A 21,766-nucleotide genomic window follows, 5' to 3' on the forward strand; every position below is an offset into this window, starting at 1 on the left:
GGGGACCCTGTGGGAGAGTAGGACACCGCCGAACAATTTTTATGGAAGAGGCCCGGCCTCGGATCTTAGGATCCGACGCCGGGCCTCTTTTGCGTTCTCCGCCACCCACCGGAAAACCGGTTTTCGAGTCCGCCTATCAGTCGGGCGTCGAGGACAGGAGGAGCGGGAGGGCGAGGAGGACGAGGAGGGCGCTGGTCCAGAAGGGGGCGAGGGGGCCGGCGCTTGTGCGGAGAGTGGCGGCGGCGGTCAGGGGGCCGAGGGTCGCGCCGAGGTTGAGGGCGGCGGTGGCGTATGAGCCGGACATGGTGGGGGCGGCGGCTGCTTCGTAGAGGACGCGGGTGATCAGGGTGCCGCCGAGGAGGAAGGACAGGGCGCCCTGGAGGAAGACGAGGGGGAGCAGGGCGGCCGGACGGTCGGCCAGGAGGGCCAGGGCGAGCCAGCCGAGGAGCAGCAGGGGGCCCGCGGTGGTGAGGACCAGGCCGGGGCGGTGGTCGGCGAGGCGGCCCGCGAGGGTGACTCCGGCGAAGGAACCGGCGCCGAAGAGCATCAGGGCCACCGAGATCCACAGGCGGCCGAGGCCCGCGGTGTCGGTGACGACCGGTGCGAGGAAGGTGAAGCTCGCGAAGGTGGCCGCGTTCACCAGGGCGCCGAGCAGCAGACTCGTCATCAGGCGGGGGGACGTGAGCAGTGCCAGCTCGGTGGGCAGGCCGGGTCCGGCCTTGGACGTACGGGCCGACGGCCGGGCCGGAACGCCCTTGAGGATTCCGGCGGCGGCGGGCAGGCAGAGCGCGGCGACCGCCCAGAAGGTGGCCCGCCATCCCAGCAGGGTGCCGAGCACCGCGCCCGCGGGCACCCCGGCGACCGTGGCCACTGTCGTCCCGGAGAGCAGTACGGCCAGCGCGCGCCCCTTGCGGTCGGGGGAGACGAGGGTGACGGCGGTGGTGAGGGCGACGGCGAGGAAGCCGGCGTTCGCGAGCGCGGCGACGATCCGGGTGGCGAACAGGACCGGGAAGCTGCCGGTGACGGCGCCCGCGGCGTGCGCCGCCGCGAAGGCGACGACGAAGGCGAGCAGGCTGCTGCGGGCGGGCCAGGCGCGGGCGAGGGCGGCCATCAGCGGGGCGCCGACGACCATGCCGATCGCGAAGGCCGAGGTGAGCGTGCCCGCGGTGCCGACCGTCACGTCGAGGTCGGCGGCGATGTCCGGCAGGAGGCCGGCCAGCATGAATTCGGAGGTGCCCATGGCGAAGACGGCCATGGCGAGCAGGTACAGCGGAACAGGGAGACGGAGAGGCATCGGGAAAGGCTCCGAGGTGAGGAGATGCACGAGAGGAAACGTGAAAACGTCGTCTCGTCACCGCGGTCAGCCCCCGGGGTGCGGCAGCCGTCCAGCCATGGCCGCGCGAAGAGCCGCGCGGAGAGTCGCACGAAAGCCCGGAGGGCCACGAAAGCCCGGAGGGCCGCACAAAAGCGCGGAGGGCCGCGAAAGGCCGCGCAAAAGGAGCGTGCGAAAAAGGCGGACGGTGAAAGGGAGCTACGAACTCAGTGGTTCAGGGGGCTGACGGCGTGACCGAAAGCCCCCGCCTTGGATGCCTCGGGGCTCGACATGGCCCGTACGCTACCGGATGCGTGCCCCCAACTACAGTGGCCGTATGCGGTATGACCTGGTCATCTTCGACAACGACGGCGTCCTTGTGGACAGCGAGCCGATATCCAACCGGATTCTCGCCGGGCACCTGACGGAGGTGGGGCATCCGACGACGTACGAGGACTCGATCCGGGACTACATGGGCGCGGCGGTGCACCGGGTGCACGACGTGGTGTGGGAGCGGTCGGGGCGGCGGCTGCCCGAGGGGTTCGACGAGGAGCTGCACGCGCGGGTCTTCGCGGCCTTCGAGCGGGAGCTGGAGCCGGTGGCGGGGGCGGCCGGGGTGCTGGACCGGCTGGTGGCGGAGGGGGTGCCGTACTGCCTGGCGTCGTCGGGGAGCCATGAGCGGATCAGGGTGGCGCTGCGCAGGACCGGGCTGTACGAGCGGTTCGGGGAGGAGCGGATCTTCTCGTCGCAGGACGTGGGGCGGGGGAAGCCGGCGCCGGATCTGTTCCTGCACGCGGCGGCCGTGATGGGGGTGGCCCCCGAGCGGTGCGCGGTGGTCGAGGACAGTCCGTTGGGGGTGCGGGCGGCGGTCGCGGCGGGGATGGACGTGTACGCGTTCACGGCGATGACCCCGGCGGAGAAGGTGGCCGACGCGACGGCCCTGTTCGGTGCGATGGAAGGGCTGCCCGACCTGCTGCTGAGGTGAGCGGGAGCGGTCCGGGGAGCCGTCCGGCGCGGGTTGATCACAATTGTGACCCCCGCCACCTACTCATCCGTAGCTTCCGCGTTTACGCTGCTCGCTCATGGACGAAGCCGCGCAGAGCGCCCCCGGGGGGCCCGCCGCCCCCGTGAAGTACCGGCAGCCGGACGACCGGCTGCGGCACGGGCGGGCCGCGCTCGCGATCAGCTTCTTCGCGCAGGGCGCGCTGTTCGCGCTGCTGGTCACCCGGATTCCGGCGATCCAGGACCGGTACGGCATCAGCGACGGGCTGCTGCCGGTGTTCCTGGCGGCGGTGCCGATCCTCGCGGGCCTGGGCAGCGTGGCGACCGAGTACGTCGTGAAGCGGATCAGGCCGAGTGCGGTGCTGCGCTGGGTGCAGCCGGTGGTGGCCCTGGTCCTGCTGCTGCTCGGCGCGGGCGACCAGTTGTGGATGGCGGCGGTGACGCTGGCGCTGTTCGGGGTGTGCGTCGGCGGTCTGGACGCGTCGATGAACATGCTCGGGGTGAGCCTCCAGCACACCTACGGCCGCAGCATCATGCTCGGCTTCCACGCCTCGTACAGCCTGGGCGGGATCGTCGGGGCGTGTCTGGCGTGGTCGGGGGCGCACTGGCACATCTCGCTGGTGGCGCTGTACGGGCCGGTGGTGGCGCTGCTGATCCCGCTGACGCTGGTGGCGAGCCGCTGGTACGCCGACCAGGAGCAGCCGTCCGTCACCGAGCTGGGGGGCGAGAAGCAGGCCGTCGTGATGCGGCTGCTGATGCCGCTCTGTCTGGTGATGGCCTTCGCGTACATCGGTGACTCGACGGTCTCCAACTGGAGCGCGAAGTACCTCCAGGACACCTTGCACAGCTCGGAGCAGCTCTCCACCGTGCCGTACGCCGTCTACATGGTGACGACGCTGATCGGCCGTTCGGTGGGTGACTTCGGGGTGCGGCGGTACGGTGCCGCGTCCGTCGTCCGGCTGGGGACGGTGCTGGCGATGGCGGGCTTCGCGGTGGTGGCGGTGGCGCCGGGGGCGTGGGTGGGCATGCTGGGCTTCACGCTGCTGGGGCTCGGGCTGTGCGTGATCGTGCCGCAGACGTTCGCGGCGGCCGGGCGGATGTTCCCCGGTGCCTCGGACTCGGCCATCGCGCGGCTGAACATCTTCAACTACGTGGGTTTCCTGGTCGGCTCGCCGCTGGTGGGCGCGCTGGGCGATGTGTGGAGCTACCGCGGGGCGATGCTCGTGCCGATGGTGCTGGTGGGGGCCACGCTGTTGTACGCCAAGTCCTTCGAGGCCGGGCCCGCCGGGTACGGTGTCGGCCATGAGCGGCCGAGCACAGTTGATGTGGGATGAGCGGGTAACCAAGTACGACTTCGGTCCGGGCCACCCGATGGACCCGGTGCGGCTGTCGCTCACGCGCGGGTTGGTGCGGGCCTTCGGGCTCGACCGGGAGCTGTCGGTGGTGGCGGCGCCCGCGGCCGGCGACTCGACGCTGGCGCTGGTGCACCGGGCGGATTACGTGGCGGCGGTGCGGGCGGCGTCCGCCGATCCGGCCGCGGCGGATCTGTCGTACGGGCTCGGTACCGAGGACAATCCGGCGTTCGCGGGGATGCACGAGGCGTCCGCGCTGATCGCGGGGCAGTCGGTGGGCGCGGCCGAGGCGGTGTGGCAGGGCGATGTGCTGCACGCGGTGAACTTCGCGGGCGGGCTGCACCACGCGATGCCGGGCGCGGCGGCGGGTTTCTGCGTCTACAACGACGCGGCGCTCGCGGTGGCCCGGCTGCTGGAGCTGGGCGCGGAGCGGGTGGTGTACGTGGACGTGGACGTACACCACGGCGACGGTGTGCAGACGGCGTTCTGGGACGACCCGCGGGTGCTGACGATCTCGCTGCACGAGCATCCGCGGACGCTGTTCCCGCAGACGGGGTGGCCGGAGGAGACGGGCGGGCCGTCCGCGGAGGGCGGCGCGGTCAATGTGGCGCTTCCCGCGGGGACGGGTGACGCGGGCTGGCTGCGGGCCTTCCACGCGGTGGTGCCGGAGCTGGTGGCGGCGTTCCGGCCGCAGGTGGTCGTCTCGCAGCACGGCGCGGACACCCACTTCGAGGATCCGCTGGCGCATCTGGCGGTGTCGCTGGACGCGCAGCGGCTGGTCGCGGAGGCGTGTCACGCGCTGGCGCACGACCACGCGGAGGGCCGCTGGGTCGCGCTGGGCGGCGGGGGTTACGCGGTGGCCGATGTGGTGCCGCGTACGTGGACGCATCTGGTGGGGATCGCGGCGGGCGCGCCGGTGGCGCCGAAGACGCCGGTTCCCGAGGAGTGGCGGCACGAGGTCTACGCCCGGACCCGGCAGCAGGGGCCGCTGCGGATGACGGACGGCCGTGATCCGCGCTGGGCGGACTTCGCCGACTCCGGTTACGACCCGGCGGACCGGCTCGACCAGGCCGTGATCGCCACCCGCCGCGCGGTCTTCCCGCTCCACGGCCTGCTGCCGTAGGGCCTGTCCGGCGGCACGCCGTAGCGCGTTGTCCCCTTTTCCGGCGAGCGTGGCGCTCCTTCTCCACGGAATCCCCCAATTTCGCACACGCCGTCACCGCGTTGTTCGGTAACCCGTTACAGCGGGACGCGTACGCGTGTGGCGTAGGTCTTCTACGTTCGGAGCGCACCCGGCGCGGGTCACCCGCACGGGGTGTTTTTGGCGGTTTCGTACCCGGCGGGCGGAGGGAGTCGGGACGATCAAGGGGTGCTGAGTGTCGGCGCGCTGCGCGCGCATCTGGTGGCGGCCGGGCTGGCGGGACGGGTCTCGACCCCGAGGGAGAAAAGTCTGCACAGTTACCGGCTCTTCGCGGCGCGGGATCCGCGCCAGACGCTGGGGCTGGATCCGGAAGGGGAGTGGGGCACGGCGGAGTTGCTGCGGCTGATGGCCGACCGCTGCGGTGTGTCGCCGGACCCGGCGGACACCTCGGGGCAGGACACGATCGACCCGGACTGCACGGTGGCGGCGCTGGACGCCTTCGCCGAGCGCCTTGGCAGGGCGGCGCAGGATCGTATCCCCGTTCTGCTGGGGACGGGCCACCCTCATCGGCTGTTGGGCTTCTACGCCTCTTTGGCCGCCGCGCTGTCGGCGGCGGGATGCGTGATTCTCACCCCTGCGTACGGCGGCTACGTCGATATGCCGACACAGTTCGGGGTACGGCGTCACAATCTTTGGTACGTGGGAGGTGTCGCCGTGGTGCGCCCCGTGCCTGGTGCGGAGGGTTCGCAGGAGGGTGCGGGGGCGGGCGAACCGGGTGCTCATACGCACTCCCCGCTGCCCGTCAGAGCGGCCCTCGCGGCTGCCGCGGAGCAGGGCGGAGTGCTGCCGCGGCTGGTGGTCGGGGACCACGGATTCGTATGCGGGGCAGGGCAGTTGGGCATCGAGGCGATCGGTCTCGCCGACTCCGACGACCCCGCGGTGTTCGTCGCGGAAGCGGAGGGCAGGGTGTCGGTCGCGGTACCGCTGGACGACACCGTGCGGTCCGATTACTACCGGCCGCTTACCCGCTACGTACTCCATCGGGCGTGGCTGTCACAGTAATCAACTATTGGCAACTCCTCTTCCCCACTTGCATCATGCGCCCCTAATCTGAGGGGGAGCGCACTTGACTGTTGGAGTCGCCGGAGGGGAAGCCGGTGGCCGTCAGGTGCGGAAAGTTCAGGTGTGTCATGGCTTCAAGCGAAACCAGGCCTCTCAACGAGGTCGTGTTCCTTACCGTGGCCGAAGTTGCCGCGGTCATGCGCGTGTCCAAGATGACGGTGTACCGGCTGGTGCACAGCGGTCATCTGCCGGCGATCCGGGTGGGGAGGTCTTTCCGGGTTCCGGAGCAGGCCGTCCACGACTACCTGCGTGAGTCCTATGTGGGGGTGGGGGTGGGGGAATCTGCCTGATCTCGCCCGCCGAGGGCCGCTGACCGCCTGCGTGGGGCTCGGTTTATGCTCGTCCGCCTCGGGCGGGTAGGCTTGGCCGACGTAGGTCGTGTGGGCTCGGACGCCCCGCACCGAGTGAAAACGAAGCGAGGGTAGTCGTGGGCTCTGTCATCAAGAAGCGGCGTAAGCGTATGGCCAAGAAGAAGCACCGCAAGCTGCTGAAGCGGACGCGCGTTCAGCGTCGCAACAAGAAGTAAGCGGGCTCGACGCAGTACGCCGCTCTTCCTGCCCCCTCCACCGCCCGTAGGCGGTGGAGGGGGCAGTGGCGTTTTCCGGGGCAGGTGTGACGGAGGGGGCAGCGGCGTGACGTCGGCGGCCCGCACAGCGGGCCGTCACTGCGGCGCAACAACGAACGGGTACGGTGCGTACAACCCCGTAGGAAGGCGCTGAACCGTGGGCAAGGTGGTGCTCGTCACCGGAGTCGCGCGACCGATCGGCGGCCGTTTCGTCCGCCGCGTCCTGCGGGAGCCGGAGGTCGACCGGGTGATCGCGGTCGACGCCGTACCGCCCGAGCACGATCTGGGCGCCGCGGAGTTCGTCCGCGCCGACATCCGGCAGCCCATGATCGCCAAGGTCCTCGCGCAGACGTCGGTCGACACCGTCGTGCACCTGGACGTCAGCGCCACCACCACGATGGGCTCCGGCGGCCGGACGCAGGTCAAGGAGACCAACGTCATCGGCACGATGCAGCTCCTGGGCGCCTGCCAGAAGGCCCCGACCGTACGGCGCCTGGTCGTGAAGTCCACCACCAGCGTCTATGGCGCCGCGCCGCGCGACCCGGCCGTCTTCACCGAGACGATGCCCGCCAAGTCGCTGCCGAGCGGCGGCTTCGCGAAGGACGCCGTCGAGGTCGAGGGGTACGTGCGGGGCTTCGCGCGCCGCCGCCCGGACGTCGCGGTCGCGGTGCTGCGGTTCGCGAACATCCTCGGCGCGCACGCCGACACCCCGCTCGCGGAGTTCTTCGCGCTGCCCGTGCTGCCCACCGTCCTCGGCTACGACCCCCGGTTGCAGTTCGTCCACGAGGACGACGTGAACGAGGTGCTGGTACTGGCCGCGCTCGACGCGCGGCGCGGGACGCTCAACAGTGGGACGTTCAACATCGCGGGCGACGGGGTGCTGCTGCTGTCGCAGACCGCGCGGCGGCTCGGCAAGCCGACCGTGCCGGTGCTGCTGCCCGCGGTCACCTGGATCGGGCGGACGCTGAAGGCCGCGGGCGTCACCGACTTCTCGCGCGAACAGATTCGGCTGTTGACGCACGGCAGGGTGGTGGACACCCGGCAGATGCGTGAGACGCTCGGTTTCGTGCCGGCGTACACGACGGCCGAGACGTTCGCCGACTTCGCGCGCAGCCGCGGGCCCGGGCTGCTGCCGCCGGACCGGATGGCGCGCGCCGTCGACCGGCTCGCCGCGGCGGCGCTGGCGCCCGACGCCGCGGACGCCACCGACGCCGACCACGCGTGACCGCACCAGGCAGAAGGAGTCGAACCATGGCAGACGCCAAGGTGATCCCGTTCGGCGACGATTCGCGGGCGCGGCGTACGGGCTCGGGTTCCGGCTCGGGTCCGGGGTCCGGCTCGGGTTCCGGCCGGTCGCGCGGCGGCCGGTCCGCGGGCGCCAGGAAGAAGGACGGCGCCGGGTCGTCCGGCGCGGGCGGGCCGGGCACGCAGCCGCTGGCGGCGGTGCCCGAGGTGCCGGAGCCCCAGGAGACGGCCGAGGCGGGCTCAGAGCCGGGCGGTACGGGCGCAGCGGTCCCCGCGCAGGCAAGCGGCGGCGGGACCGAAGCGGAATCCGCCACGGGGGCGCGTACGGGTTCCGGTTCCGGGTCCGCTTTCGGGTCCGCCTCAGGGTCCGCTTCCGGTTCCGGTTCCGCCGCGGGGGACGAGGGTCCGGGGCTGGCCGCCGCGCTCGGCGGGGTCGCCGACCGGCTGCTCGGCGGGGACTGGGAGCGGAAGGTCGCCTCCGGCCTGTCGTTCCTGCGGCGCCGGGTCACCGGCGAGTACGAGGTCGACGAATTCGGCTACGACGCCGAGTTGACCGAGCAGGTGCTGATGTCGGTGCTGCGGCCGTTCTTCGACACGTACTTCCGGGTCGAGGTGAAGGGCATCGAGAACATCCCCGCCGAGGGCGGGGCGCTGGTGGTCTCCAACCACTCCGGGACGCTGCCGGTCGACGGCCTCATGACGCAGGTCGCCGTGCACGACCACCACCCGGCGGGACGGCACTTGCGGCTGCTCGCCGCCGACCTGGTCTTCATGCTGCCGGTGGTCAACGAATTCGCCCGCAAGGCCGGGCACACGCTGGCGTGCGCGGAGGACGCCGAGGTCCTGCTGGAGCGCGGGGAGGTCGTCGGGGTCATGCCCGAGGGCTTCAAGGGACTCGGCAAGCCGTTCTCGGAGCGCTACAAGCTCCAGCGGTTCGGGCGCGGCGGATTCGTCGCGACGGCGCTGAAGACGAAGGTGCCGATCATTCCGTGCTCGGTGGTCGGCGCCGAGGAGATCTATCCGATGGTCGGCAACTCCCGCACCCTCGCGCGCGTGCTCGGCGTCCCGTACTTCCCCCTCACCCCCACCTTCCCCTGGCTGGGGCCGCTCGGACTCGTCCCCCTCCCCACCAAGTGGACGATCCAGTTCGGCGAGCCCATCCTCACCGACGCCTACCCGCCCGAGGCGGCGGAGGACCCCATGCTCGTCTTCAACCTGACCGACCAGGTCCGCGAGACGATCCAGCACACCCTGTACAAGCTGCTGGTGGACAGGCGGTCCGTCTTCTTCTGAGGGCGGCCCCGCCACGCGTCGGGCGGTGTTCTTCTGAACGTGAAAGGGCGGCCGGTTCTCCTCGCGGGGAGCCGGCCGCCCTTGTGCGTGCGGTGGTGCTAGTCGTTCGAGTCGTCCACGCCGAGGCCGAGGCCGGGGAGGAGACCGGGCAGGAGCGGGGGGAGGGTGACGGAGTGGGGCGGGGTGGCGGAGGTGGACGGGGTGTCCGTGGCGCCGTTGCCGCTGCCGGGAGTGCTGTTCGGCGGTGGCGGGAGCAGCGGGCCGCCGATCAGGCCCTCGTGCTGCGGGGTGGTGGGCGACACCGACGGGTTGCCGCTCGGCGCCTGCCCGGACTTGCTGTCCCCGGACGCGGGCGCGGACGGCGTGCCGGAGCCGGAGCCCGTACCGCTGCCCGTACCGTCGTCGCTTCCGCCGCCGGAACGCCGGTGGCCCCGGGAGCCGGAGGAACTGTCGTCCTTCGGCTTGGGGAGCACGGATTCGAGCGGCTTGACGTCATCGTCTATGGCGGCGAAGACCGACGAGACCTGGTCGGAGACATCGGTGAGCTGGCTGGGCAGCTTGCCCCGCATCTCGGTCCAGCTCTGCCGGTGCGACGCGGCGAAGGTGTTGAGCAGCGCCATCGGCTGGAGCGAGCCGTCCTTCGCGTACGCCTGGGTGAGCAGCCGGTGTCCCTCGGCGGCCTCCTGCCGCATGCCGGACAGCGCCTTGCGCACATCGCCGACGGACTCGTCGTCGAGCTGTCCGCCGCGCTGCCGGTCCATGAGCCGCCGGGCCTCCTGCATGCGCGTGGAGGCCATGTCGAGGTAGACCTTGCCGCGGGAGGCGTCACTGCCCGCCATGTCGAGCTTCAGGTCCTCCATGCCCCGCTTGAGGCCGTAGAGGGTGTCACCTGGCAGCGCGTTCGTACTGGCCGCCGCGACTCCGCCGAAGGCACCGGCGGCGACGCCGACGGACAGGCCGCCGACCGCGAGCCGCCGGGACAGCCGGGAGCGCGGGGTGAGCTTGCGCAGCCGGTGGGCCCCGTGTCCGCCGGTGCCCTCCGAGCGCTGCTCGGGAACCCGGCCGGTGACCTCGAAACTGCCGTCGGCGATGGCCTGTTCCATCGCGGCGATGAGCTGCGCGCGCTGGACGGTCTTCTTCTCGGCGTCCAGTACGGGCGCCGGCCGGTCGCCGATGGCCGCGGCGAGCGACAGCAGCGAGTCCTGTTCGGGATCCGCGTGCCGGGCCGCGGCATGGCTGCCGTGCTGCCCGCTCGCCGGTCCGGCACCGCCGCCACCGCGCTCGCCGGTGGTCTCGTCGAGGACAGCAGCGTCCTCAAGGGCCTGGGCGAAGGCGTTCGCCCGGCGGTGTGCCGTTGCCTGTCCGATCACGGGCGGCACCTCCTCTCGTCATCCACACTCGACTCCCCATGCCGCCCGGAAGGTTGCGTTCCCGGCTGCCGTCCACCCGATCGAGTGAACAGCAACAGGCAGCGCGCGGCACAGATATGTCTGCATGTGATGCAACGAGTGCCGGGCCAGTTGGGTTACGCAGGTCTGATGATCGGGTCGGCTCTGATGATCGGACTGATAGGCCGAATGACGGCCTGCCGGGGTACGGGACAACGCGGACTCACCGGGCGTCTTCCGGTAGCAGCCTGGCCAGGGTGCGGACCGCCCGGTACTGGAGGGTCTTGATCGCCCCCTCGTTCTTGCCCATGATGCGGGCGGTCTCGGCCACCGAGAGACCTTGGAGAAACCGCAGCGTCACGCACTCCTGCTGCTGCGGATTGAGCTTGCGCACGGCCTGGAGCAGCGCCTCGTTCGACAGCGACTCCAGAACGGAGTCCTCGGGGCTGCGCTCGACCTCGTTCGCGTCGAGCATTTCACCGGTGGTCACTTCCAACCGGAACCGGCTCGATTTGAAGTGGTCGGCGACCAGATTGCGGGCGATCGTGACCAGCCACGCGCCGAAGTCACGGCCCTGCCAGGTGAAGGTACCGATTCTGCGCAGGGCGCGCAGGAACGTCTCACTCGTCAGATCCTCGGCCGTGGCTTTGCTGCCGACGCGGTAATAGATGTAGCGGTAGACGGTGTCGGAGTAGTGGTCGTAGAGCCGTCCGAAGGCTTCGGTCTCGCCTTCCTGGGCCCTTTCGACCAGGTCCATCATCCGGCCGCTGTCGGTGTCGGAGGCCGGGCGGCGGGCGGTGGTCGTGGCGGTCGACTGACCGCCGCCGGAGCCGTTGCCCGCGCCGGTGGTGCTGGTGGAGCTGCTGCGGGTGCGTCTGCCTGCGGCTGTGCTGACTTCGGCCAGCGCGTAAGCGTGGCCGGGGACGGTGGGACCGGACGTGGCGAAGGCGGGCACGGCGTACGTGGGGACTGTGCGCATCAGGCGGTCAACCACCAGTGCGCGCAACGCAGCCAGGCCAGAGGTGTCAACCCCGTCGTGTGGGTACACGGGACTCCCAGAGGCAGAACTTCCATCACGTGCAGTACGGGACCGTTCACTCGTCGTGGCGACGTGTGGGTACCGGAATGCGTCTGAGGAGAATAACGCTTCGTACAGGCGACGCTACACCGAGTTGCTCAAATCGCCGTTTCCGCCACTTCCTAAGCGGAATGGTGATCGAGCAATTATCGAACAGGCGCCCTTAGTTGACCACTTCTGCTCGTGAAATGGTCGCGGAGAGAGCGTGTTGTGCTCGTGTTCACGCGTGTCGCTCCCGCCACTTCGGACGCCCCGCGGCGCGGCGGATCCGCGGCGTCACGGGGGTCACAGGCGTCCCGTGACGGCTGCGTCAGGAGTGCCGGCGGCGGCTGATCGCGACGGCGGCCAGGGCGCCGCCCGCCACCGCGCCCATCCCGGCCGCGGCGGGGATGCCGATCTTGGCGGCCTTGCGCCCGGTGCGGTAGTCGCGCAGCCGCCAGCCCTCGGCGCGGGCGTGCTTGCGCAGCCTGCTGTCGGGGTTGATGGCGTAGGGGTGGCCGACCAGGGACAGTATCGGGATGTCGTTGGAGGAGTCGCTGTACGCGGCGCACAGCGACAGGTCCAGGTCCTCGGCGGCGGCCAGGGCGCGTACGGCCTCGGCTTTCGCGGGTCCGTGCAGCGGCTCGCCGACCAGGTGCCCGGTGTAGACGCCGTCGATCGACTCGGCGACCGTGCCGAGCGCGCCGGTCAGGCCGAGGCGGCGGGCGATGATCGTGGCGGTCTCGACGGGTGCGGCGGTCACCAGCCAGACGCGCTGCCCGGCGTCCAGGTGGGCCTGGGCGAGCGCGCGGGTGCCGGGCCAGATCTTGCCCGCCATGTACTCGTCGTAGATCTCCTCGCCGATGGACATCAGTTCCTCGACGCGGTGCCCCTTGATGATGGACAGCGCGCTCTCGCGCACGTCCCGCATGTGCTCGGGGTCCTCGTTGCCCGCCATGCGGAAGTACGTCTGCTGCCAGGCGAAGCGCAGCAGGTCGCGGGTGTCGAAGAACTTCCGCTTGTACAGGCCGCGGCCGAAGTGGAATATCGCGGCGCCCTGCATCACGGTGTTGTCGAGGTCGAAGAAGGCCGCCGCGCGGGGCTGGTCGTGCGCCGGGAACTCAGGTTCGGCGGGCTCGTCCGGCTTCCCCGTCCTGGCGGATCTCGCGGACGCCGCGGATCTCGCGGACGTGACGGTTTCCTCCGGCCCGGCGGAAACCGCGTCCCGCGGCCGGGTCTTGGTGGCCAGGGCGGCCTCCGCGGCCAGTGCCGCGGCCTCGCCTGCCAGCACACTGCGCTCGGTGCCGGCCTGCCTACGGGGGGTGAGCCATCTGCGTGCGGCCATACCGCGAGCATAACCACCCGGCGCGTCAAGCCCTGTTCGCGCACGGTGCGGGGGCGTGAACGCCGCACGACCGGACAGTGACCGGCTGCGGGTCCCGGCCGGGTCAGCCCGCGGTGAGCGCCGCGCGCAGCCGCTTCTCGTCCACGCGCCAGAACGTGTGCTGCTCGCCGTCGATGAGGACGACGGGGATCTGCTCCCAGTACCGCGCGTACAGCGCCTCGTCCCGGGTGATGTCCCGTTCCTCCACGGCCGCGCCGGTCTCGCCCGCCACCTTCTCGATCACGGTGCGCGCGTCGTCGCACAGGTGGCAGCCGGGCTTGCCGATGAGCGTGACCGTGCGCACGGCCGCCGCGGTGTCGTCGTTCGTCATACGGGCCATTGTGCGCCGGACGGTCCGGGCCCCCGTACGACGGGTTCGCGTACAGGGAACGGGCTCTCGTACGACGAAGGGGCTCTCGCACGAGGAACAGGCGCCCGTACGGCGCCGGGTCGCACCACCTGTCACCCGTGACCCTCCGTGCGGCCGTACTGCACCTGTGTCACAGGCGATATGCGGGCGTTACTCGCACTCGCGCACATTCGATTACGATCGAGGTCGTTTTGTACGGCCGGGGGCGATGCGTGAGGAGTGTGACCGCGTGCTCTCGGCTCCGAGCCAGGCTTCGGCGTACGGCTTTGCCGTGGTCGACGTCGAGGCGACCGGTTCGTCGTCGCGGCGGCACCGGGTGGTGGAGCTGGCGGTCGTACTGCTGGACAAGGACCTGACTCCGCAGGGCGAGTTCACGACGCTCGTCGATCCGCACGGTCCGGTCGGCCCGACGCACATCCACGGCATCGAGGGCGGCGACCTCGGCGGGGCGCCCTCGTTCGACGGCATCGCGGCCCGGCTGCTGAGCCTGCTGCGCGGCCGGGTGCTCGTGGGGCACAACGTGGGGTGCGACCGCTCGTTCCTGGCCGCCGAGTACGCCCGCGTCGGGGTGCGGCTGCCGTCTATACCAGAACTTTGCACGATGCGGATGGCCGCCGCCCGCTTGCCCGTTCCGCACGGACTGTCACTGCGCGACTGCGCCGAGGCAGCGGGCGTCACGGAGTGGCACGCGCACACCGCGCTGGGTGACGCCCGTGCGACGGCCGAGCTGTTCTCGCACTACGTTCGGGGTGCGGAATCGGTCGAATTTGCGGAATCCGCCGTTCTGGACGAGCGGCTGGCGCAGGCCGCCGCGGTGGAATGGCCGCAGGCCACTGGCCTACCGGGGGTCGTTGACGCACTCTGGAAGCGCCGCAGCAACGATTCCGCACGGCGAATGGTGCCCAATGTCCGTAATGGGAGCGCGTGATGCCGGTCACGTCCGCCGGGCAAATCGGACACCATCTTTGTGCACGCGTTCACAAAGACATAGCCTGCTGTCCACGGGGCGGCCCCAAAGACCGTGGTCGTCTTCAGCCCAGCTCTACCCGCAGGAGCACCGTGGCAACTGGCCGATCTCACCGACCGGCGACCCGCAGCCGAGGGATTCCCGAGGCCACCGTCGCCAGACTTCCGCTGTACCTGCGGGCACTGACAGCACTCTCCGAGCGCTCGGTGCCCACCGTGTCGTCGGAGGAACTCGCCGCCGCCGCCGGGGTCAACTCGGCCAAGCTGCGCAAGGACTTCTCCTACCTCGGCTCCTACGGGACCCGCGGCGTGGGCTACGACGTCGAGTACCTCGTCTACCAGATCAGCCGTGAGCTGGGCCTCACGCAGGACTGGCCGGTCGTCATCGTCGGTATCGGCAACCTCGGCGCCGCGCTCGCCAACTACGGCGGGTTCGCCTCCCGCGGCTTCCGGGTCGCCGCGCTGCTGGACGCCGACCCCGCCCTCGCGGGCCGTCTGGTCGCCGGGCTCCCGGTCCGCCACATCGACGAGCTGGAGTCGATCGTCGACGACAACCAGGTGTCGATCGGCGTCATCGCCACGCCCGCCGGCGCCGCCCAGGAGGTCACCGACCGCCTCGTGGCCGCCGGTGTGACCTCGATCCTCAACTTCGCGCCGACCGTGCTGACCGTTCCGGACGGCGTCGACGTACGCAAGGTCGACCTCTCCATCGAGCTGCAGATCCTCGCCTTCCACGAGCAGCGCAAGGCGGGCGAGGACCGCCAGGACCCGGACGGTGACGTACCCGCCGTGATGCCCGCATGAGCGTTCTCGTCGTCGGACTCAGCCACCGCAGCGCACCCGTGAGCGTCCTGGAAAGGGCCGCGCTCACCGGGGACGCCCGCGCCAAGCTGCTCCAGGACGCGCTCGCCGCGGAGCCCGCGGCCGAGGCGGTGGTGCTCTCGACGTGCAACCGCATCGAGCTGTACGCGGACGTCGACAAGTTCCACGCCGGGGTCGCCGAACTGTCCACGCTTCTCGCCCAGCACAGCGGCGTCGGCCTCGAAGAGCTGACCCCGCACCTGTACGTGCACTACGAGGACCGGGCCGTCCACCACCTGCTCTCCGTGGCCTGCGGGCTGGACTCCATGGTCGTCGGCGAGGGCCAGATCCTCGGCCAGATCAAGGACGCGCTGGCCGCGGGGCAGGAGCTGCACACCGCGGGGCGGCTGCTCAACGACCTGTTCCAGCAGGCCCTGCGGGTCGGCAAGCGCGCCCACTCCGAGACCGGGATAGACCGGGCGGGCCAGTCCCTGGTCACCTTCGGCCTGGACCAGCTCGCCGTGACGACGGGACCGCTCGCCGGCCGCCGCGCCCTCGTCGTCGGCGCGGGCTCCATGTCCTCCCTGGCCGCCGCCACGCTCGCGCGCGCGGGTGTGCGCGAGCTGGCCATCGCCAACCGCACGGTCGACCGGGCCGAGCGCCTCGCGGCGACCCTGGCCTCCGACAACGGCGCTCTCGACAGCCGCGCGATCACCATGTCCGAGGTGTCCGCCGCGCTGCGCACCGCCGACGTCGTGGTGTCCTGCACCGGCGCGACCGGCCTGGTGCTGAGCGCGGACGACCTGCGCGCCGCCCTCGCCGAGCGCCCGGCGGGCACCGACCTCGCCGTGCTTGACCTCGCCATGCCGCGCGACATCGACTCGGCCGCGCACGCCCTGCTCGGCGTGCACCTGGTCGACATAGAGTCGCTGGCCGCCGCGTCCGCCGACGCGCCCATGGCCGCCGACGTCGACGCCGTGCGCGGCATCGTCTCCGAAGAGGTCGCCGCCTTCGGCGCGGCTCAGCGTGCCGCTCGCATCACGCCCACCGTGGTGGCGCTGCGAGCCATGGCCGCCGACGTCGTGGCGGGTGAACTTTCCCGCCTCGAAGGTAGGCTGCCCGATCTGGACGACAAGCAGCGCGCCGAGATCACCCAGACGGTGCGCCGCGTCGTCGACAAGCTCCTGCACGCGCCCACCGTGCGGGTCAAGCAGCTCGCGGGCGAACCGGGCGGCGCGGGCTACGCCGACGCCCTGCGCGAGCTCTTCGACCTCGACCCGCAGGCCGTAGCCGCCGTCCGCTCCGCGCCGACCCGCACCACCCTGGGCGTCCCAGAACCGAATCGAGGCCGCTGAATGAACGAGACGGGTGCCCCGCACGAGCCCGGGGCTGTGTCTGATCTGGGGCTGCCGCCGGGTGGGCGCGAGGTGCCGGACGCGGCTGGACGTGCCCCGCAGGGGCGCGGGCCTGTGTCTGATGTGCGGCTGCCGCCGGGTGGGCGCGAGGGGTCTGAGGCGGTGCCGGACGCGGCTGGACGTGCCCCGCAGGGGCGCGGGGAACTGCGCGGCCGGCCGGTGACGGCCGGTGGTCCGGGAACAACCGGCCGTGCCCCGCTGGACCCGGCGCAGACGAGCGGCGCCGCCGCGGCTGAGGCCGCGGTGCCCCGCGCCCCCGAGGGGGCACCCTCCGTGCGCGAGGAAGCCGTCGAGGGGGCACCCTCCTCGCACGGGGCGCAGCCCCTTCGGCTGGGGACCCGGCGGAGCAAGCTGGCGATGGCGCAGTCGGGCATGGTCGCCGCCCAGGTGACGGAACTGACCGGCCGCCCGGTCGAGTTGGTCGAGATCACCACGTACGGCGACGTCTCGCGCGAGAATCTGGCCCAGATCGGCGGCACCGGCGTCTTCGTGTCGGCCCTGAGGGACGCCCTCCTGGCCGGCGAGATCGACTTCGCGGTGCACAGCCTCAAAGACCTGCCCACCGCGGCGGCGGACGGCCTGACGCTCGCGGCGATCCCGGTACGGGAGGACCCGCGGGACGCACTCGTGGCCCGCGACGGCCTGACGTTCGAGACGCTGCCCGACGGAGCGCGGGTCGGCACGGGCTCCCCGCGACGGATGGCGCAGCTCAACGCGTGGGCACGGTCACACGGCAGGGCCGTGGAGACGGTGCCGATCCGTGGCAATGTTGACACCCGCATCGGGTACGTTACTTCCGGCACGCTCGACGCGGTCGTACTGGCCGCCGCCGGGCTGAACCGTATCGGCAGGCTCGCGGAGGCGAGCGAGCTGATCGCTGCCGACGCCGTACTGCCCGCTCCCGGCCAGGGAGCGTTGGCGGTCGAATGCGCCGCCTCCAACCAGGAGTTGGCCGCACAGCTCGCCGAGCTCGACGACCCGTTCACCCGGGTCGCCGTGACCGCCGAGCGATCCCTGCTCGCCGCCCTCGAAGCCGGCTGCTCCGCCCCTGTGGGCGCGCTCGCCGACCTCGTGGCCGACGGGCAGACTACCGAGCTGCGCCTGCGCGGTGTCGTCGGCACGACCGACGGCGCCTCACTGGTGCAGATGTCCATCACCGGCCCCGTACCGGCGTCCGACGACGAAGCGCGTGCCCTCGGGCGCGAGTTGGCCGTCGAGATGCTCGCCAAGGGTGCGGCCGGTCTTATGGGGGAGCGCGCACTTTGAACCCCGCCGCCGTCGCTGCAACGACGAACACCGCCGGGACCGCCGGTTCCAACCGACCTTCTTCCGGCCACGTCACCTTCCTCGGTGCCGGGCCCGGAGACCCCGGGCTGCTGACCTTGCGCGCTGTGGAGGCGCTGGCCCGTGCCGACCTGCTGGTCGGCGACGCGCCGGTGCTCGACGTGGTCCGCACGCACGCCCGCGCGGACGTGGGCACGGCCCAACCCGCCGCAGACGGCGAGGTGTTGGACATCTCCGCTGTCTCGGCTGCTGCCACCCAGCTTGTCATGGCGTCCGCGCGGACCGGAAAGCGGGTCGTCCGTGCGGTCGCGGGCGACCCCGGCCTCGACTCGTCCGCGGCCGAGGAGATGCTGGCCTGTGCCCACGCGGGCATCCCCTTCGAGGTCGTGCCTGGCGTGGCCGCCGCCGTCGGCGTACCCGCCTACGCGGGCGTGCACTTGAGCAGTGACGTGCGCTTCGTGGACGCGGCCACCGCGGGCGACCGCTGTTGGAACGAGGTGGGCGCGAGCGACGCGACGCTGGTGGTCTCCACCACGCTCCAGACCGTCGCGATCGCCACCGCGGAACTCATCGCCGCCGGACGCAAGCCCGACACCCCGCTGTCGGTGACCGTCGCCGGGACCACCACCCGGCAGCGCACCTGGACCGCGACGCTGGCCACCATCGCCGCGGAGCTGAAGGCGACCAAGGCGTTGCCGACGCCCGAGGGACCGATCGCCGCGATAGCCGTCGTCGGCGAACGCACCGCCCAGCGCCAGCACTTGTCGTGGTTCGAGACCAAGCCGCTGTTCGGCTGGCGGGTCCTGGTGCCGCGCACGAAGGAGCAGGCGGCGTCGCTGTCCGACCAACTCCGCTCGTACGGCGCCGTGCCGCACGAGGTGCCGACCATCGCGGTCGAACCGCCGCGCACCCCGCAGCAGATGGAGCGGGCCGTCAAGGGCCTGGTCACCGGACGCTACGAGTGGATCGCCTTCACGTCGGTGAACGCCGTCAAGGCGGTGCGCGAGAAGTTCGAGGAGTACGGGCTCGACGCGCGGGCCTTCGCCGGTATCAAGGTCGCCGCGGTCGGCGAGCAGACCGCCCAGTCGCTGGTGGAGTTCGGAGTCAAGCCGGACCTGGTGCCCAGCGGCGAGCAGTCCGCGGCCGGGCTGCTGGAGGACTGGCCGCCGTACGACCCGGTCTTCGACCCGATCGACCGCGTCTTCCTGCCGCGCGCCGACATCGCCACCGAGACGCTGGTGGCCGGACTGGTCGAGCTGGGCTGGGAGGTGGACGACGTGACGGCCTACCGGACCGTGCGCGCCTCGCCGCCGCCCGCCGACACCCGTGAGGCCATCAAGGGCGGCGGATTCGACGCGGTGCTGTTCACCTCGTCCTCGACCGTGCGCAATCTCGTCGGCATCGCGGGCAAGCCGCACAATGTCACCGTGATCGCCTGCATCGGGCCCGCCACCGCCAAGACGGCGGAGGAGCACGGGCTGCGGGTGGACGTCATGTCGCCCGAGCCGTCCGTGCTCGCCCTCGCGCAGGCCCTCGCCGACTTCGGTACGGCCCGCCGGGTCGCGGCCGAGGAGGCGGGCGACCCGGTGACCCGTCCCAGCGAGCGCCGTCCCGGCTCGCGCAGAAGGGCCCGCGTCTAGGGCCCGGATCTGAGGCCCGGATCTGAGGCCCGCGTCCAAAGCCCAGACCCAGGGCCCGGACCCAGGGCCCGCGTCGAGGACCTGGTGGGCCGCACGGGCCCACGACTACCGCAGCGCCGGGGGCAGTTGCTCCCGGTGGACGACGCCCAGGCGCTGCGTGGCGCGGGTGAGCGCCACATACAGGTCGCTCGATCCGAACCGGGCGGGCTCCACGACCAGCACATGGTCGAACTCCAGGCCCTTGGCCTGGCGCGGGGCCAGCAGCACCAACGGCCGGGTCAGGTCGGGCGCTTCGCCCGCCGTGACACCGTCCAGCGCGGCGGCGATCTCCTCGTGCAGCTCGCGCGGCGCGATCACCGCCAGGCGGCCCTGCCCCGGCAGCGGCGTCAGCTCCGCGGCGGCCTTGGCGACCGTCCCCGCCAGGTCCCCGCCCGCGTCCCGCGTCCACGGCCGCTCGCCGGTCGACCGCACCGACACCGGCAGGACGTACCGCGGGTCCTGCGCCCGTACGACCTTGGCCGCCAGCTCCATGATCTCGGCGGGCGTACGGTAGTTGACCTTCAGCGTGACGTGCTCGAAGCGGTCCCCGACGTACGGCCGCAGGATGTTCTCCCACGAGCCGACGCCCGCCGCCTCCGACGTCTGCGCCGGGTCGCCGACCAGCGTCAGCGAACGCGTCGGGGTGCGGCGCATCAGCAGCCGCCACGCCATCGGCGACAGGTCCTGCGCCTCGTCCACGATGATGTGCCCGAACGCCCAGGTGCGGTCGGCGGCGGCGCGTTCGGCCGCGCTGCGGTGGTCGTCCTCCTCGTGCCGCTCCGCCATCCGCTCGGCGTCGATGATGTCGTGCGCGGCCAGGACCTCGGACTCCTCGTCCTCGAACTCGTACGACTCCGAGCCCCGCGACAGCTCCAGCACGCCCTGCGCGTAGGCGATCCGCTCCTGCCGTACGGCCTCCTCGGCCGCCAGCCGGGCGCTGTCGTCCACGCCGAGGAGTTCGGCGGCCTCGTCCAGCAGGGGGACGTCCGCGGGCGTCCACGGGGCGTCGAGGGGGTTGTCGGGGCGCGGGCGCCGGATCGCGTCGGCGTCCTCGGCGGGCAGGTACACCGGCGCGGCCAGATAGTCGGCCAGGAACGCCTCGGGGGTCAGCGGCGGCCACAGCTCGTCGACGGCGGCGTGGACTTCCTTGCTCGCCGCGATGGCCCGGCCGAGCAGCGCGATGTCGTCGGGCCCGAGGAAGTTGGGCCCGCCGTACGGGTCGGCGCCGATGCGCTCGGCGAGCTGCGCGGTGAGCGCGTCGATCACGCGGAAGACGAAGTGCGGGCGGCCGAGGTTGTGCGGCAGCAGGGTGTCGCGGGCCGCCTGCCGGGCCTCGTACGCGATCTCCCAGTCGAGGATGAGGTCGCCGTCGTCGTGCCGGATGATCAACGGGGCGCCGGGCTCGGGCAGTTGCTGCCGGTCGCGGACGGCCGTCGCCAGCGCCTCGGCCATCTCCTCGCCGCCCTTGACGGCGGCGGCGCGCGGCGTGTCGGTGCCGGTGGCGTGGACGCCGGGGAAGAGCTCGGCCTGGGTGGCGAGCAGGACGCCGGTCTCGCCGAGAGCGGGCAGCACCTCTTCGATGTAGCGCAGGAACGCCGGGTTGGGGCCGACGATCAACACCGCGCGCTTGGAGAGCAGTTCGCGCTGCTCGTACAGCAGGAACGCGGCCCGGTGCAGGGCGACGGCGGTCTTGCCGGTGCCGGGGCCGCCCTCCACGACCAGGACGCCCCGGTGCGGGGCGCGGATGATGGTGTCCTGCTCGGCCTGGATGGTCCGCACGATGTCGCCCATCCGGCCGGTGCGCGCGGAGTTGAGCGCCGCGAGCAGCACGCTGTCGCCGTTGGGGTCCTCGAAGCCGGTGCGTTCGCCGTCGGCCAGGTCCAGGATCTCGTCGTGCAGCTCGGTGACGGTGCGGCCCTCGCTGGCGATGTGGCGGCGGCGCCGCAGGCCCATCGGGGTGTGCCCGGTGGCGAGGTAGAAGGGGCGGGCGACGGGCGCGCGCCAGTCGATGAGCAGCGGCGTACGGTCGGCGTCGTCCTCGCGGATGCCGATCCGGCCGATGTGGTGCGTGGCGCCGTCGGAGCGGTCGACGCGGCCGAAGCACAGCGAACCGTCGACCGCGTTCAGCGCCGCGAGCAGGCCGGAGCGCTCCGCGACCCGGATGTCGCGTTCGAGCCGCGCCTGGAGGCCGGTGCCGACCGGCGTCAGCGCGTCCTCGACGCCCCGCGCCGCGACACCGCGCAGCGCGTCGACCCGCGCGTGGACGCGGTCGATGAATTCCTGCTCTTCCCGCAATTCGACGCTTTCCCGATTTGACAAAACGGCTCCCCGTCGGATATGGTTCTTCTTGTTGGCCCCGTGATCGGGGCCTTTCTCATGTGCGCTGAATG

19 protein-coding genes are annotated in these 21,766 nt (G+C 71.9%); 13 read left to right on the forward strand and 6 right to left on the reverse strand.

Annotation, left to right across the window (positions count from 1 at the left end; genetic code table 11):
- Positions 1-136: 136 nt before the first annotated feature.
- Positions 137-1,294, reverse strand: coding sequence for a Cmx/CmrA family chloramphenicol efflux MFS transporter (locus tag ACIO6U_RS27345; protein WP_401723126.1), 1,158 nt, complete (start codon positions 1,292-1,294; stop codon positions 137-139).
- 355 nt (positions 1,295-1,649) lie between these two features.
- Between ACIO6U_RS27345 and ACIO6U_RS27350 the strand changes: the two genes are divergently transcribed.
- The 8 genes from ACIO6U_RS27350 (at position 1,650) to ACIO6U_RS27385 (ending at position 9,032) form a co-directional block, all read left to right on the forward strand.
- Positions 1,650-2,297, forward strand: coding sequence for an HAD family hydrolase (locus ACIO6U_RS27350; protein ID WP_355340706.1), 648 nt, complete (start codon positions 1,650-1,652; stop codon positions 2,295-2,297).
- 169 nt (positions 2,298-2,466) lie between these two features.
- On the forward strand, positions 2,467-3,648 hold the full coding sequence (locus ACIO6U_RS27355; RefSeq protein ID WP_355340745.1) for an MFS transporter: 1,182 nt from the start codon (positions 2,467-2,469) through the stop codon (positions 3,646-3,648).
- Positions 3,617-4,789 (forward strand): acetoin utilization protein AcuC, encoded by a 1,173-nt coding sequence (locus ACIO6U_RS27360; RefSeq protein WP_401723129.1) that lies wholly within the window; start codon positions 3,617-3,619, stop codon positions 4,787-4,789. The genes ACIO6U_RS27355 and ACIO6U_RS27360 overlap by 32 nt, the downstream gene beginning before the upstream one ends.
- Positions 4,790-5,035: 246 nt before the next feature.
- The gene (locus ACIO6U_RS27365) at positions 5,036-5,869 is read left to right on the forward strand and encodes a phosphatase (RefSeq protein WP_391052069.1); all 834 of its coding nucleotides are present in this window, start codon (positions 5,036-5,038) and stop codon (positions 5,867-5,869) included.
- A 128-nt stretch (positions 5,870-5,997) separates the two neighbouring features.
- Positions 5,998-6,219 (forward strand): helix-turn-helix domain-containing protein, encoded by a 222-nt coding sequence (locus ACIO6U_RS27370; protein ID WP_188281714.1) that lies wholly within the window; start codon positions 5,998-6,000, stop codon positions 6,217-6,219.
- Between the two features lie 137 nt (positions 6,220-6,356).
- Positions 6,357-6,455 (forward strand): 30S ribosomal protein bS22, encoded by a 99-nt coding sequence (locus ACIO6U_RS27375; protein WP_003948845.1) that lies wholly within the window; start codon positions 6,357-6,359, stop codon positions 6,453-6,455.
- A gap of 196 nt (positions 6,456-6,651) precedes the next feature.
- Positions 6,652-7,719, forward strand: a complete 1,068-nt coding sequence (locus tag ACIO6U_RS27380) for an NAD-dependent epimerase/dehydratase family protein (protein WP_355340696.1) — start codon at positions 6,652-6,654, stop codon at positions 7,717-7,719.
- A gap of 26 nt (positions 7,720-7,745) precedes the next feature.
- A complete protein-coding gene (locus ACIO6U_RS27385) occupies positions 7,746-9,032 on the forward strand; it encodes a lysophospholipid acyltransferase family protein (RefSeq protein ID WP_401723133.1) in 1,287 nt (428 codons plus the stop codon).
- A gap of 98 nt (positions 9,033-9,130) precedes the next feature.
- Here the strand turns inward: ACIO6U_RS27385 and ACIO6U_RS27390 are convergent, their stop codons facing one another.
- From ACIO6U_RS27390 to ACIO6U_RS27405, 4 genes are all read right to left on the reverse strand, one after another.
- A complete protein-coding gene (locus tag ACIO6U_RS27390) occupies positions 9,131-10,402 on the reverse strand; it encodes a DUF5667 domain-containing protein (RefSeq protein WP_401723136.1) in 1,272 nt (423 codons plus the stop codon).
- Positions 10,403-10,643: 241 nt separating this feature from the next.
- Positions 10,644-11,468, reverse strand: coding sequence for an ECF subfamily RNA polymerase sigma factor, BldN family (locus ACIO6U_RS27395; RefSeq protein WP_391052059.1), 825 nt, complete (start codon positions 11,466-11,468; stop codon positions 10,644-10,646).
- Between the two features lie 340 nt (positions 11,469-11,808).
- The gene (locus tag ACIO6U_RS27400; protein ID WP_401723139.1) at positions 11,809-12,822 is read right to left on the reverse strand and encodes an HAD family hydrolase; all 1,014 of its coding nucleotides are present in this window, start codon (positions 12,820-12,822) and stop codon (positions 11,809-11,811) included.
- Between the two features lie 103 nt (positions 12,823-12,925).
- Positions 12,926-13,192 (reverse strand): glutaredoxin family protein, encoded by a 267-nt coding sequence (locus tag ACIO6U_RS27405; protein WP_355340682.1) that lies wholly within the window; start codon positions 13,190-13,192, stop codon positions 12,926-12,928.
- Positions 13,193-13,502: 310 nt separating this feature from the next.
- On the opposite strand from ACIO6U_RS27405, the gene ACIO6U_RS27410 reads away from it, so the two are divergent.
- The 5 genes from ACIO6U_RS27410 (at position 13,503) to ACIO6U_RS27430 (ending at position 19,337) form a co-directional block, all read left to right on the forward strand.
- Complete coding sequence (locus ACIO6U_RS27410) at positions 13,503-14,159, forward strand: exonuclease domain-containing protein (RefSeq protein WP_401723144.1); 657 nt, start codon at positions 13,503-13,505, stop codon at positions 14,157-14,159.
- 131 nt (positions 14,160-14,290) lie between these two features.
- On the forward strand, positions 14,291-15,001 hold the full coding sequence (locus ACIO6U_RS27415; protein WP_188281706.1) for a redox-sensing transcriptional repressor Rex: 711 nt from the start codon (positions 14,291-14,293) through the stop codon (positions 14,999-15,001).
- Positions 14,998-16,353 (forward strand): glutamyl-tRNA reductase, encoded by a 1,356-nt coding sequence (locus tag ACIO6U_RS27420; protein ID WP_355340676.1) that lies wholly within the window; start codon positions 14,998-15,000, stop codon positions 16,351-16,353. The genes ACIO6U_RS27415 and ACIO6U_RS27420 overlap by 4 nt, the downstream gene beginning before the upstream one ends.
- Before the next feature lie 333 nt (positions 16,354-16,686).
- Entirely contained in the window at positions 16,687-17,679 is a 993-nt protein-coding gene (gene hemC / locus ACIO6U_RS27425) for a hydroxymethylbilane synthase (protein ID WP_355340673.1), read from the forward strand.
- Positions 17,676-19,337: a bifunctional uroporphyrinogen-III C-methyltransferase/uroporphyrinogen-III synthase gene (locus ACIO6U_RS27430; RefSeq protein WP_355340670.1), complete on the forward strand. Its 1,662-nt coding sequence runs from the start codon at positions 17,676-17,678 to the stop codon at positions 19,335-19,337. The genes hemC and ACIO6U_RS27430 overlap by 4 nt, the downstream gene beginning before the upstream one ends.
- A 105-nt stretch (positions 19,338-19,442) precedes the next feature.
- On the opposite strand, the gene ACIO6U_RS27435 is transcribed toward ACIO6U_RS27430, so the two are convergent.
- On the reverse strand, positions 19,443-21,671 hold the full coding sequence (locus ACIO6U_RS27435) for a HelD family protein (RefSeq protein ID WP_401723477.1): 2,229 nt from the start codon (positions 21,669-21,671) through the stop codon (positions 19,443-19,445).
- Positions 21,672-21,766 lie beyond the last annotated feature (95 nt).

The organism is Streptomyces sp. NPDC087422 (genome assembly GCF_044744145.1).
Taxonomy (GTDB): domain Bacteria; phylum Actinomycetota; class Actinomycetes; order Streptomycetales; family Streptomycetaceae; genus Actinacidiphila.

What these genes read in the sequence shown, in the direction of transcription:
- ACIO6U_RS27405 (WP_355340682.1), bottom strand. Translation starts at nt 13,192, where the DNA reads ATGACGAACGACGACACCGCGGCGGCCGTGCGCACGGTCACGCTCATC.
- ACIO6U_RS27345 (WP_401723126.1), bottom strand. Translation starts at nt 1,294, where the DNA reads ATGCCTCTCCGTCTCCCTGTTCCGCTGTACCTGCTCGCCATGGCCGTC.
- ACIO6U_RS27385 (WP_401723133.1), top strand. Translation starts at nt 7,746, where the DNA reads ATGGCAGACGCCAAGGTGATCCCGTTCGGCGACGATTCGCGGGCGCGG.
- ACIO6U_RS27420 (WP_355340676.1), top strand. Translation starts at nt 14,998, where the DNA reads ATGAGCGTTCTCGTCGTCGGACTCAGCCACCGCAGCGCACCCGTGAGC.
- ACIO6U_RS27400 (WP_401723139.1), bottom strand. Translation starts at nt 12,822, where the DNA reads ATGGCCGCACGCAGATGGCTCACCCCCCGTAGGCAGGCCGGCACCGAG.
- ACIO6U_RS27370 (WP_188281714.1), top strand. Translation starts at nt 5,998, where the DNA reads ATGGCTTCAAGCGAAACCAGGCCTCTCAACGAGGTCGTGTTCCTTACC.
- ACIO6U_RS27360 (WP_401723129.1), top strand. Translation starts at nt 3,617, where the DNA reads ATGAGCGGCCGAGCACAGTTGATGTGGGATGAGCGGGTAACCAAGTAC.
- ACIO6U_RS27350 (WP_355340706.1), top strand. Translation starts at nt 1,650, where the DNA reads ATGCGGTATGACCTGGTCATCTTCGACAACGACGGCGTCCTTGTGGAC.